Below are 12,084 nucleotides of genomic sequence, written 5' to 3'. Positions count from 1 at the left end.
ACGTTTCGCGACGCTGTCACGTGGGCGGCAGGCGGCGCCCGGCGACGGTGGGGACCAGCTCAAGGATCTCGTCGCCGGCCTCATCGAGCTCGCCGGTCGGGCGCCAGCCCAGGCGGCGGTAGAAGCCATGCGAGCGCGAACGCGGGTCGGCCGAGCAGGCCAGGAACAGCCGCTGGTGGCCGGCATCGCGGGTCAGGCTGACCACGTCCTGCAGCAGCTGGCGGCCGATGCCGCGGCCCTCGTAGTCCGGCAGCAGGGCAAGCACCAGCACCTCGCCGCTGTCACGATCGGCGAAGCAGTAACCGGCCATGCGCTCGCCGTCCCAGGCGACGCGGCCGATCGAATCGCCCTGGGCGATGCCGGCTGCCCAGCTGTCCTCGGTGATGCCCAGTTCTGCCAGCTGGGCCGCACTGAAGGCGTTCTCGCGGGTGCGCCCGCGCAGGTCGATGCAGGCGGCGGCATCTTCGGGGCGGGCGTCGCGGACGAATACAGGCATGCAGGGCATCCTTGCAGTGATCGGCCGACCAGTATCCGCATCACGCATGGACCTGGTGTGGAGCTTACGTGGAGATCCGATGGAGCAAAAAAGGGGACGGAGGGGATTAAGTCGTTTAAGACCCAAACGACATCCGGGGCAAAGACGACTTAATCCCCTCCGTCCCCTTTTTCCCGCTGGGCGTCAGCGCTTGCGCCGGATCAGCGCGGAGGACGCATCCAGTACCGCGCGGGTCAGCAGGGCCATGGTCTGCACGTCGCCCTTCCAGTGCTGCCAGTACAGCGGCACGTCCTCCCACGCGCGCTGGCGCACGTAGACCAGGCGGCCTGCGTCCAGGTGCCGCTTGACCAGCGGCAGCGGGTTCATGGTCCAGCCCATGCCGCCGAGGTTGGCCTGCACGAAGGCCCGGGTGGAGGGAATCCACCAGGTCGGTGCGGTGCTGGGCAGGTCGTCGCCGGCCATGCGCCGGGCGAAGCGCGACTGCATTTCGTCCTTGCGGTTGAACACCAATACCGGCGCCTGCGCCAGCGCCTGCGCGGTTACGCCCTTGGCGAAATGGCGCTCGCGGAACTCGGGGGTACAGGTGGCGGCGTAGCGGATGCTGCCCAGCGCATGGATCTGGCAGCCCTGCACCGGCTCGTCCAGCGTGGTCACTGCGCCCAGCACCGTGCCCTGGCGCAGCAGCTCCACGGTGTGGTCCTGGTCTTCCACGCGCAGGTCCAGGGTGGTGCCGGTGGTCTGCGCGAACTGGTAGGCGGCCTGCGGGAACCAGGTCTCCAGGCTGTCGTGGTTCACCGCCACCGGGATGCTGGCCTGGGGCAGATCCTCATCGGCCAGGCCCATCCGGTGCAGCGCATCGTGTTCGAGCAGGGCGGTCTGCTCGGCCAGCTGCACCAGCAGCTGCCCCTCGGCGGTGGCCGTGGCAGGCGTGCCGCGCTTGACCAGCAGGCGGCCGATCCGGTCCTCCAGCGCCTTGACCCGCTGCGAGATGGCCGAGGGCGTGACATTCAGCGACTGCGCGGCGCGGTCGAAGCTGCCTTCGCGGATCACCGCGGCCAGGGCGCGCAGCTGGGCATGGTCGATACGCATCGAATTAAGCTCCGCTAATGTTGATTTAGGAAGTTTAGCTCGTCTTTTCCATGTTGCGGCGCGACAATGGCGCCCGTTCCGGTGCTGTCCGCCTTCGCGAGGCACCGTCCCCCCCAAGCAATACAAGGCAGTGAATCCCATGTTCTCGGTCATCTCCGCCAGCACCGGCCTCGGTGCCTGGTTCTCTGGTGCAGCCACCGGCATCGGCCTGTTCGCCGTGGTCGGCGCCCAGAGCGCCTTCATTCTGCGCCAGGGCATCCTGCGCAAGCACATCGTGCCGGTGGTCGCCACCTGCGCGGCCATCGATGCCATCTTCATCTTCGCCAGCGTGGCCGGCCTGCGCACGCTCACCTCGGCGCTGCCGTGGCTGACGACCGCCGTGCTGTGGACCGGTGTCGCGTTCCTGGCCTGGTATGCGATGAAGTCGGCACGCCGTGCGATCGCCGGGGGGGGGGGCATGGGCGAGGCCGACAGCGATGACGGCAGCCGCCGCGCGGTGCTGATGGCCGCGGTCGGCTTCTCGCTGATCAACCCGCACTTCTGGCTGGACATGATGGTGATCGGCTCCATCGCCGAGAACTTCGGCAACGCCCGCATGGCCTTCGCTGCCGGCGTGGTCACCGCCAGCTGCCTGTGGCTGACCGCGCAGGGCCTCGGCGCCCGCCTGCTGGCGCCGCTGTTCACCAAGCCCAGCACCTGGCGCGTGCTCGACGGCACCATCGCCGTGATCCTCAGCATCCTGGCCCTCATGTTGGCGGTGCGCGGGGTCCACTGACCCGGCGCACGCCCCCCGAACCCACGTCCTGACTCTCTCTCCAAGGTAGTGGCAACGACGGCACCGGCAACGGTGCCGTCGTCTTTTCCGGCTCTGGCGTCAAACGCTCGGCGCTGCCTAGAATCGGCCACCAGGACAAGGTGTCCACAGGAGCAGGGGAAGGATGCACAAGACCATTCTGGCGGCCGCGCTGGCCGTCATCGGGGGCGTTGCCGCAGGCAGCGCGGGGGCGGTGGATCTGACGCAGTACCTGCGTCGGGAGACCTTCACCGACATCAAGATTTCGCCGGGGGGCGAGTACGTAGCGGCAACGGTTCCGAGGGAGGACAGCACCGCGATCGCGATCCTGCGGTTGAAGGACAAGCAGCTGGTCGGCAGTTTCTGGCCACCCAGCCGCAACCACGCGCAGGAATTCGACTGGGTCAGCAACGAACGCCTGTTGATCGGCCTGGCCCAGAAGTGGGGCTCGCTCGACCAACCCAATCCCACCGGCGAACTCTATGCCGTCGACGCCAACGGCAACCGTGGCGAGCTGCTGGTCGGCTATCGCGTCGAAAGCAAGGGCCCGGGGACCCGCATCCAGCCGAAGAAAGTCGAAGCAGTGGCCGCCTTCCTGGCCGACGACCTGCCGGGCGACGAGCGCAACGTGCTGGTGACCGTATGGCCGCTGGCCGAGGACCCGTTTACCCGCGTCGATCGCATGGATGTGACCACGGGCCGCCGTGCGCGGGTGGCATCTTCGCCGGTACGGCGCGGCGAATTCACCACCGATGGCGCCGGCGAGGTCCGCTTCGTGCACGGCTCGGGCAGCGACAACATCAACAAGCTGTATTTCCGCGAACGCAGCGGCGACACCTGGAAGCTGATCAACGACGAGGCGGTCAGCAAGCGCATCGAAACCGCCCTCGGCTTCTCGGCCGATGACAGCCTGGCCTACCTCAACGTCGAGCAGGCCCAGGGCCCGGATGCGATCGTCAGCTGGAATCCGCAGACCGGCGAGCGTGCCACGCTGCTGCGCGACGAGGTGGTCAATCCGTATCGCATCATCCATCGGCCCGGCACCCACGTGCCGGTGGGCGCGCTGTATCTGGGCGATACGCCGCGTACCCGGTTCTTCGACGAGAAGTCGCCGGAGGCGCGCCTGTACCGCAGCCTGGAAGCCGCCTTCGGAGGGCCCGTCTACATCACCTCCAGCACCCGCGATGGCCGTGTCGTGCTGGTGGAAACCTGGTCGGGCTCGAACCCGGGCGATTTCTACGTGTACGACACGGTGGCGCGCAAGGCCGATCACCTGATCAGCCGCAGCGACTGGATCGACGTGGACCGTAGTGCCAGCGTGAAGCCGATTGCACTGAAGGCGCGCGACGGGCTGCCACTGCATGGCTTCCTGACCCTGCCGGCCGGCAGCGACGGGCGCAACCTGCCGATGGTGGTGATGCCGCATGGCGGCCCGTTCGACATCTTCGATTCCGGCCAGTACGACCGCGAAACGCAGATGCTGGCCGCGGCCGGTTATGCCGTGCTGCAGGTCAACTTCCGTGGTTCGGGCAACTACGGCCGGGCCCACACCCAGGCCGGGGCGCAGCAGTGGGGCGCGGCGATGCAGGACGATGTCACCGATGCCACCCGCTGGGCAATCAGCGAAGGCATCGCCGACGGCCGTCGCATCTGTATCTACGGCGCCAGCTACGGGGCCTACTCGGCGATGATGGGTGCCGCCCGCGAACCCGGGTTGTATCAGTGCGCGGCGGGCTATGTCGGGGTCTACGACCTGCCGATGATGTACACCCGTGGCGACATCCAGGACCGGGGTTCAGGCGTGACCTATCTGCGCGAATGGCTGGGGGATCCGGCCAAGCTGGGTGCGGTGTCGCCGGTGAACATGGCCGAACGGATCAAGGTGCCGGTGTTCCTGGCCGCCGGTGGCGAAGACAAGCGCGCGCCGATCCAGCACACCGAGCGCATGGAAGCCGCGCTCAAGCGCGCCGGCACGCCGGTGGAAAGCCTGTACTACAAGACCGAAGGCCACGGCTTCTACACCGAGGCCCATCGTAGCGAGTACTACGACAAGCTGCTGGCCTTCCTGGCGCGCAGCCTGGGCGGCAAGACTGCGACGACCGTGCCCGCGACCGGCAAGGACAAGGCGCCCTGAGCTGACAGGGCGGTGGATGATCATTCCGCCGCCCTGGTTTTCCGCAAGCGCGGGGGTTACTTCACCCCGTGCATCATCTTCTTCAGCAGCGGTGCGGCGATGAAGGCCGCCAGTGCGCAACCCAGGCCGATCCACATCAGCAGCCAGAACAGGTGCGCATAGGCGCCGGCTGCGGCCACCATGTCCAGCGATTCGCCTTCCGGCACCTCGATCGCGGCCAGCTTGCCGAACAGCGCGGCCAGCGTCTCCGAGAATGCAGTGGCCAGGAACCAGGTGCCCATCATCAGGCTCATCACCCGCGGCACGGCCAGCTGGGTCACTGCCGACAGGCCGACCGGCGACAGGCACATCTCGCCGCTGGCCAGCAGGAAGTAGGCCAGCACCAGCCACCACACGCTGGCCATCTCGCCAGTGGCGCCCACCTGCTGCGCCGCCAGTGCCAGCGGTACGAACGACAGTGCGCCAATCACCAGGCCCCAGGCCGACTTCACCGGCTTGCCCGGCTCCCAGCCGCGGCGGTCCATCCACGTCCACAGCGCGGCGAATGCCGGCGCCAGCAGCACCAGGAACAGGCCGCCGAGATAGGTGAGCGAGCCGGCGGTCTGCGGGATCACCAGGCAGTCGCGCACCAGCAGCACCAGCATCAGCACGACAATGGCGGCGAAGAACGTGCGCGGCGCGGCCGAACCCGGGCGCCGTTCGGACAGCCGCGCGCTGACCACGAAGCCCAGCGGTGCCAGCAGCAGCGAGAGGATCGACCACGGCAGCGGCGTGCCGCCGGTGATCACCAGCGAGGGCACGATGTCCTTGGTCAACAGGCGGTCGGTGAAGGTCACCCACGAGCCGTAGGACTGCTCGTACATGGTGAAGAACACCAGCGCCAGGAAGATGAGTACCATCAGCGCGATCATCTGCTGGCGCTGCACCGGCGTGCACTTGCTGCCGGTGAACCAGGCGAACCAGACCAGCACGCCGCCGAGCACCACCAGCATCAGCATCAGCGCCAGGCTGATTTCTCCGCCCAGCGCGAACGCGCCGTTGCCGGCAGCCCACATCAGCCACGCCACCGGCAGCACACCCAGCACCGCGCACAGATAGATGAGCCATTCGCGCGGCAGTCCCAGCACCTTCTGCTTCAGCGCGGCCGGTTGCGGCGGTTCGGCATGGCCCTGCAGGTACTTCTGGCCCCATAGGAACATCGCCAGGCCGGCCAGCATGCCGATGCCGGCTGCACCGAAACCGTACTTCCAGCCATAGGCCTCGCCGAGGAAGCCGCACACCAGCGAGGAGAACAGCGCGCCGAGGTTGATGCCGGCGTAGAACAGCGAGAAGCCCGAATCGCGGCGCGGGTCATCCTTGGCGTACAGCTTGCCGACGATGGTGGAAATGTTCGGCTTGAGGAAACCGACGCCCATGATGATCAGCGCCAGCGACAGGTAGGTCACCGCCAGTGCCGAGGTGTCGCGCACCACTTCGCCGTTTACCCGGTAAGCGGCGCGGCCCTCGAAGGCCATGCCGAGGTGGCCGAGCACCAGCAGGATGCCGCCGAACAGCACCGCCCGCCGCATGCCCAGCCAGCGGTCGGCCAGCATGCCGCCGAACACCGGGATGCAGTACACCAGGCCACCGTAGGCACCGAGCAGGTCCAGGCCGGCCTTGTCGCCGAACAGGTGATATTTGGTCAGGTACAGCAGCAGCAGCGCCTTCATGCCGTAGAAGGAGAAGCGCTCCCACATTTCAGTGAAGAAGCAGACGTAGACGCCCTTGGGGTGGCCCAGGAAGTCGTCGGAAGCGATAGCGGTGGAATTCATCGCGGAATTATAGGCCTGTGACCTGATCCGCTTTCAGTAGATCCACGCCATGCGTGGATTGCCGGACTGGCCTGGGCGATCACAGGTATCGCAACCAAGGCAGATCGCGCCTTCGCGCTTTGAACCGCGCGAAGGCCCGCGTCGGCGGATACAGCACCACTGCCAGTGCACAGGCCGCCAGCAGCAGGCCGCTGACCGAATCCAGGGCATACAACTCGCCATGGGTCGGCCCCCAGGCCGCCAATGCGGCCAGGTACAGCCCCTTCAGTAAGTACAGGTGCAGCAGGTAGAAGAACATCGGCGCAGCGCCGATATCGGCCAGCGGCTGCAGTGCCCGCGCCAGCGGCGGCCATTCGTACAGCCGCAGCAGCAACACTCCCACGCCCAGGGTCAGCAGCAGGAACTGCAAGGACGGCGGGTACTTGGTGACGTTGAAGATGCTCAGCCAGGTACGCAGCGTGGTGGCCTGGTACTGCCAGGGCGCATCGCCGTATTCGTTGGCCAACCGCAGCAATGCGAACAGGGCCAGCGCGCTGACGCCTGCCCACAGCAGCCAGCGCTGGCGCTGCTCCGGCGCGCGCGCACGGCCAAACCAGGGCCCCATCAGATAACCCAGCGCAATCACCCCGATCCACGGCAGTACCGGATAGGAGGTGCGCAGGCGCAGCGTGCCAGCCTCGATCCAGTCGCGCTGGTGCAGCACTTTCCACAGCACCGCCAGCAGGCCATTGCCTTGCACCCGAAGGCCGTCGAACAGGTTGTGCCCGGCCACCACCGCGATTGCCAGCATCAGCAGGGCCGGGCGTGGCAGCCACAGCAGGCCGGCCAGCGCGATCATGCTCAGCCCGATGGCCCAGATCACCTGCAGGTACAGCGTGTGCGGCGGCAGCTGGAAGGTCCAGGCGAAGTTCACCAGGGTCAGTTCCAGCACCACCAGGAACAGCCCGCGCTTGAGCAGGAAGGCGGCTGTGGCCCGGCGCGGATCCGGCTGGCGCTGGCCGTACAGCCAGGCCGACAGGCCGGTCAACAGGACGAACACGGGTGCGCACAGGTGGGCCAGCAGACGGCAGGCGAACAGCGCAGGGGAGACCGTGGCTGCGTCCATCGGGTCGCTCACCTGGTGCTGCAGGAAGAAGGTCTCGCGCACGTGGTCCAGCAGCATCAGCAGCATCACGGTGCCGCGCAGCTGGTCGATGGAGGCCAGGCGAGAGGAGGGGGAAGGGGGCATGCGATGCGGAAGCTACAGGGTAGTATTAAGATATAACATATCAATTCAGGTGATCCCAGCCGGACTTTGCCGTGTCTGCCGATTCCGGCTTCACGCACAGCCTCATTGCGCTGTGGCGGCTGCCCCATCCTTTGGCACGCTGGACTTGATCTGTCCTGAACGCTAGCGTGACAGGGATTTTTTGCCAGCAGGGGCTTCCATGAACCACGACGCTGCGCCCAAGCAGCTCACCTTCCGCGCAGTGGCCCTGGCCATCGTGCTGGCGGTGGTGCTGTCGGCCGCCAACGCCTACCTCGGCCTGTTCGCAGGCCTGACCATCGCCACCGCCATTCCCGCCGCGGTGATTTCCATGGGCGTGCTGCGCCTGCTGGGTGGTGGTTCCATCCTCGAGAACAACATCGTGCAGACCGGCGCCTCGGCCGGCTCGTCGATCGCCGCCGGTGTGATCTTCACCATCCCCGCGCTGGTGATCATGGGCTACTGGCCGGACTTCAAGTACTGGTGGGTGCTGGGCATCGCCGGCCTGGGCGGCCTGCTGGGCGTGCTGTTCTCGGTGCCGCTGCGCCGTTCGATGATCGTTGAAGACCCGCTGCCGTTCCCGGAAGGCAAGGCGGCGGCGGAAGTGCTCAAGGCCGGTGAGAACCCGGGTCCGGGCCTGAAGATCCTCGGCCTGTCGGCGGTGATCGGCGCCTTCGTCAAGCTGGCTGCGGAAAGCGGCATGCGCTTGATCCCGGACGCCTGGGCCACCTCGGCCTATGTCGGCAGCTCCAAGGTCACCGCCTTCATCGGCACCAACCTGTCGCCTGCACTGCTGGGCGTGGGCTACATCGTCGGCCTCAATGTCGGCATCGTGGTGGTGTCGGGCTCGATCCTGACCTGGCACATCGCCATTCCGATCTACCAGGCGTTCTTCATGAACACCGATCCGGCATTGGCCGCGTCGGTTGCTGCGGCTTCCTCCACCGAGGCCGCGTTCGCCATCTGGGGCGCGAAGATGCGCTACCTGGGCGTTGGTGCGATGCTGATCGGTGGCATCTGGACCCTGATCTCGCTGCGCAAGTCGCTGCTCAACGGCGTCAAGAGCGGTTTCGCCGCGGCCCGCAAGAGTGGTGGCCCGGTGCTAGCGCATACCGAGCGCGACCTGCCGATGAAGTGGATGCTGGTCGCCCTGGTGGCGTTCGTGCTGCCGCTGCTGGCCCTGTATCAGGCCATCGTCGGCCAGTGGCACGTGTCGATCCCGATGACCCTCATCATGATCGTCGCCGGCTTCCTGTTCGTCTCGGTCTCGGCCTACCTGGCCGGCCTGATCGGTTCGTCCAACAACCCGGTTTCGGGCATCACCATCTCCACCATCCTGTTCGCCTCGGCCGTGCTGGTCGTGCTGCTGGGCGCTGACGGCCTCAAGCCGGTCGGTGCCGGCGGGGCGCCGCTGGGCGCGGTGGCCGCGATCATGATTGGTGCGGTGGTGTGCTGTGCCGCCGCGGTCGGTGGTGACAACCTGCAGGACCTCAAGGCCGGTTACATCGTCGGTGCCACCCCGTGGAAGCAGCAGCTGATGCTGGGCATCGGTGCGTTCTCGTGCGCACTGATCATGGCCCCGGTACTGAACCTGCTGGCCACTGCCTACGGCATCGGTGTGAAGTCCGAGCTGCACCCGAACGCGCTGGCTGCGCCGCAGGCCAACCTGATGGCCTCGGTGGCCAAGGGCCTGTTCGGTGGTGAACTGCCGTGGACCTTCATCGGCATTGGTGCTGTGGTCGGCGCTGCCATCATCGCCTTCGACAGCTGGCTGAAGTCCCGCAACGCGCGCTTCCGCGTGCCGGTGCTGGCCGCCGCCATCGGCATCTACCTGCCGCTGGAACTGATGGTGCCGATCTTCCTCGGCGGCCTGATCGCCCATCTGGTCGAGCGCTTCCACAAGGTGCGCGCCGATGACGAAGAAGGCCGCGACCGCGTGCACAAGCCGGGCGTGCTGTTTGCCGCCGGCCTGATCACCGGTGAGGCACTGATGGGCATCGCCATCGCGATTCCGATCGTGGTCAGCAGCCGCGCCGACGTGCTGGCGGTGCCGTTCCACCTGCCGGGCGCACAGTGGATCGGCCTGGCCGTGCTGTTCCTGGTCGGCTGGCTGATCTACCGCACCGGCAAGTACGCCAAGGCGTAAGCAATGGGGTCGGACGCCTTCCCGCAGGGAAGGGCTCCGACCCCGCGCTGACGGCGTCTGGGGTCAGAGCCGATTCCGCCGGAATCGGATCCGACCCCGGCGTCCCCACAAACCCCGCTTCGGCGGGGTTTGCGGTTTCTGGCGATTGCCCGCCTGCAGCCATGACCGATGGCCTTGGCAGCCCCGGCCATGCGGGCCTACCATCGGTTTTTTGCCGTCCTGCGGAGACCCCGATGAAACTGCGTCATGCCCTGCTGCCACTGAGCCTGCTGGCCGCCCTGCCCAGCGTCGCCGCTGCCCGTGGCCTGGAAGTCCGCGACATGGTGGCCATGGACCGCGTCTCCGCGCCGGTATTGACCGCTGACGGCGGCACCGTGGTGTTCGCCAAGCGCAGCGTGGATGCCAATCTCAAGGCCTCCACCGCGCTGTACGCGCGCAACCTGCGCACCCGCGATGCAGCGCCGCCGAAGCAGATCACCCCGGCCGGCTGGAACGTCAATTCCGCTTCGCTGTCGGCCGATGGCCAGACCGTGTATTTCCTCAGTGCCAGGAACGGCAGCCAGCAGCTGTACGCGCAGCCGATCAGCGGCGGCACCCCGCGCCAGCTGACCGACTTCCCGGTCGACGTGGACAGCTACCGTGTGTCGCCGCAGGACGACCGCGTGTTGTTCAGCGCCGGCGTGTTCCAGGCGTGCGCCTCGGACCTGGCCTGCACCGAGAAGAAGCTGAAGGAAAAGAAGGACGCCAAGGCCAGCGGCCAGGTGTGGGATTCGCTGTTCGTGCGCCATTGGGACACCTGGAACGACGGTCGCCGCAACACCCTGTTCGTCGCTCCGCTGCCGGCAGCCAAGTCCGGTGCAGTCAAGGGCGCTTCGGCGCTGAGCGCGACCATCGATGGTGATGCGCCGTCCAAGCCGTTCGGCGGCAATGACGACTTCGTTTGGTCGCCGGACGGCGCCAGCGTGGTGGCCAGCATCCGCGTGGCCGGCAAGCAGGAGCCGTGGTCGACCAACTTCGACCTGTACCGCTTCGACGCCGCCGGCAAGCAGGCGCCGGTCAACCTGACGGCCTCCAATCCGGCCTGGGACGCCGGCCCGGTGTTCAGTGCCGACGGCAAGACGCTGTTCTACCGCGCGATGAAGCGCCCGGGCTTCGAGGCCGACCGCTTCGGCCTGATGGCGATGGACGTTGCCAGCGGCAAGACCCGCGAGATTGCCCCGCAGTGGGATCGTTCGGCCGGTGGCATCACCCTGTCCGCCGACGGCGCCAGCATCTACACCACCGCCGACGACCTCGGCGAACACCCGCTGTTCCAGATCGACGTGGCCAGCGGCAAGGCCACCAAGCTGATCGGCGACGGCAGCGTGACCGCGGTCGACGTGGCCGGCAACAGCGTGGCGATCACCCGCAACAGCCTGAAGAGCAACGACCAGGTGCTGGTTGGCCTGCTGCCGGCCGCGGGCGAAGCCATCGGCGAACTGCGCGCGCTGACCCCGGCCGCAGGCGAGGTGCTGAAGGACGTGTCCTTCGGCGACTACGAGCAGTTCGAGTTCAAGGGCTGGAACAACGACACCGTGCACGGCTACGTGGTCAAGCCGCACAACTACCAGGAAGGCAAGTCCTACCCGGTGGCGTTCCTGATCCACGGCGGCCCGCAGGGCAGCTTCGGCAATGGCTGGAGCTACCGCTGGAACCCGCAGACCTACGCGGGCCAGGGCTACGCGGTGGTGATGATCGACTTCCACGGCTCCACCGGCTATGGCCAGGCATTCACCGATGCGATCAGCCAGCACTGGGGCGACCGCCCGCTGGAAGACCTGCAGAAGGGCTGGGATGCGGCACTGAAGAAGTATTCCTTCCTCAACGGTGACAAGGCCTGCGCGCTGGGCGCCAGCTACGGCGGCTTCATGGTCAACTGGATCGCCGGCAACTGGAACGGCCCGTTCAAGTGCCTGGTCAACCACGACGGCGTGTTCGACCAGCGCATGATGGGCTACGCCACCGAAGAACTGTGGTTCACCGAGTGGGAGCAGGGCGGCACGCCGTACCAGAAGGCCGCCAACTACGAGAAGTTCAACCCGGTCAACCACGTGGCGGACTGGAAGAAGCCGATCCTGGTCATCCACGGCCAGCAGGACTTCCGCATTCCGGTCGAGCAGGGCCTGGCCGCGTTCACCGCCGCCCAGCGCCAGGGCATCGAATCGAAGTTCCTGTACTTCCCGGATGAAAACCACTGGGTGCTGAAGCCGAACAACAGCATCCTGTGGCATGACACCGTCAATGCCTGGCTGAAGCAGCACATCGGCAATTGATGATTGCAGCGCCGCCCTTCGGGGCGGCGCTTTTGTTTCACCCTTTGCTTTACCGGT

8 protein-coding genes are annotated in these 12,084 nt (G+C 67.0%); 4 read left to right on the top strand and 4 right to left on the bottom strand.

Features of this window, described 5'->3' with window-relative positions; all coding sequences use genetic code 11:
• Nucleotides 1–16: 16 nt before the first annotated feature.
• Complete coding sequence (locus ACM0O9_RS13365) at nucleotides 17–496, bottom strand: GNAT family N-acetyltransferase (RefSeq protein WP_053497651.1); 480 nt, start codon at nucleotides 494–496, stop codon at nucleotides 17–19.
• 183 nt (nucleotides 497–679) lie between these two features.
• Complete coding sequence (locus tag ACM0O9_RS13360) at nucleotides 680–1,585, bottom strand: LysR family transcriptional regulator ArgP (RefSeq protein ID WP_049416399.1); 906 nt, start codon at nucleotides 1,583–1,585, stop codon at nucleotides 680–682.
• Nucleotides 1,586–1,724: 139 nt separating this feature from the next.
• On the opposite strand from ACM0O9_RS13360, the gene ACM0O9_RS13355 reads away from it, so the two are divergent.
• Nucleotides 1,725–2,360: a LysE/ArgO family amino acid transporter gene (locus ACM0O9_RS13355; RefSeq protein WP_005415673.1), complete on the top strand. Its 636-nt coding sequence runs from the start codon at nucleotides 1,725–1,727 to the stop codon at nucleotides 2,358–2,360.
• Nucleotides 2,361–2,523: 163 nt separating this feature from the next.
• Entirely contained in the window at nucleotides 2,524–4,512 is a 1,989-nt protein-coding gene (locus ACM0O9_RS13350; RefSeq protein ID WP_138952953.1) for an alpha/beta hydrolase family protein, read from the top strand.
• A gap of 56 nt (nucleotides 4,513–4,568) precedes the next feature.
• Here the strand turns inward: ACM0O9_RS13350 and ACM0O9_RS13345 are convergent, their stop codons facing one another.
• On the bottom strand, nucleotides 4,569–6,323 hold the full coding sequence (locus ACM0O9_RS13345; protein WP_414603917.1) for a peptide MFS transporter: 1,755 nt from the start codon (nucleotides 6,321–6,323) through the stop codon (nucleotides 4,569–4,571).
• A 79-nt stretch (nucleotides 6,324–6,402) separates the two neighbouring features.
• Nucleotides 6,403–7,551, bottom strand: coding sequence for an acetyltransferase domain-containing protein (locus ACM0O9_RS13340; RefSeq protein ID WP_414603918.1), 1,149 nt, complete (start codon nucleotides 7,549–7,551; stop codon nucleotides 6,403–6,405).
• A gap of 199 nt (nucleotides 7,552–7,750) precedes the next feature.
• On the opposite strand from ACM0O9_RS13340, the gene ACM0O9_RS13335 reads away from it, so the two are divergent.
• Together ACM0O9_RS13335 and ACM0O9_RS13330 are read left to right on the top strand one after the other, a co-directional pair.
• Nucleotides 7,751–9,715 carry an OPT family oligopeptide transporter gene (locus tag ACM0O9_RS13335; protein ID WP_049435318.1) on the top strand — a complete coding sequence of 655 codons (1,965 nt, stop codon included), beginning with the start codon at nucleotides 7,751–7,753 and terminating at the stop codon, nucleotides 9,713–9,715.
• 233 nt (nucleotides 9,716–9,948) lie between these two features.
• A complete protein-coding gene (locus ACM0O9_RS13330) occupies nucleotides 9,949–12,027 on the top strand; it encodes a prolyl oligopeptidase family serine peptidase (protein ID WP_414603919.1) in 2,079 nt (692 codons plus the stop codon).
• Nucleotides 12,028–12,084: the final 57 nt, after the last annotated feature.

It is taken from the genome of Stenotrophomonas sp. FR012, assembly GCF_047520565.2.
Taxonomy (GTDB): Bacteria; Pseudomonadota; Gammaproteobacteria; order Xanthomonadales; family Xanthomonadaceae; genus Stenotrophomonas; species Stenotrophomonas sepilia.
Note: the sequence above shows the minus strand (reverse complement) of the source record. Positions and strands in the feature narration are given on the sequence as shown.

Excerpts from the sequence above, each read along its gene's own strand:
- ACM0O9_RS13365 (WP_053497651.1), bottom strand. The coding sequence starts at position 496 with ATGCCTGTATTCGTCCGCGACGCCCGCCCCGAAGATGCCGCCGCCTGC.
- ACM0O9_RS13360 (WP_049416399.1), bottom strand. The coding sequence starts at position 1,585 with ATGCGTATCGACCATGCCCAGCTGCGCGCCCTGGCCGCGGTGATCCGC.
- ACM0O9_RS13355 (WP_005415673.1), top strand. The coding sequence starts at position 1,725 with ATGTTCTCGGTCATCTCCGCCAGCACCGGCCTCGGTGCCTGGTTCTCT.
- ACM0O9_RS13350 (WP_138952953.1), top strand. The coding sequence starts at position 2,524 with ATGCACAAGACCATTCTGGCGGCCGCGCTGGCCGTCATCGGGGGCGTT.
- ACM0O9_RS13345 (WP_414603917.1), bottom strand. The coding sequence starts at position 6,323 with ATGAATTCCACCGCTATCGCTTCCGACGACTTCCTGGGCCACCCCAAG.
- ACM0O9_RS13340 (WP_414603918.1), bottom strand. The coding sequence starts at position 7,551 with ATGCCCCCTTCCCCCTCCTCTCGCCTGGCCTCCATCGACCAGCTGCGC.
- ACM0O9_RS13335 (WP_049435318.1), top strand. The coding sequence starts at position 7,751 with ATGAACCACGACGCTGCGCCCAAGCAGCTCACCTTCCGCGCAGTGGCC.
- ACM0O9_RS13330 (WP_414603919.1), top strand. The coding sequence starts at position 9,949 with ATGAAACTGCGTCATGCCCTGCTGCCACTGAGCCTGCTGGCCGCCCTG.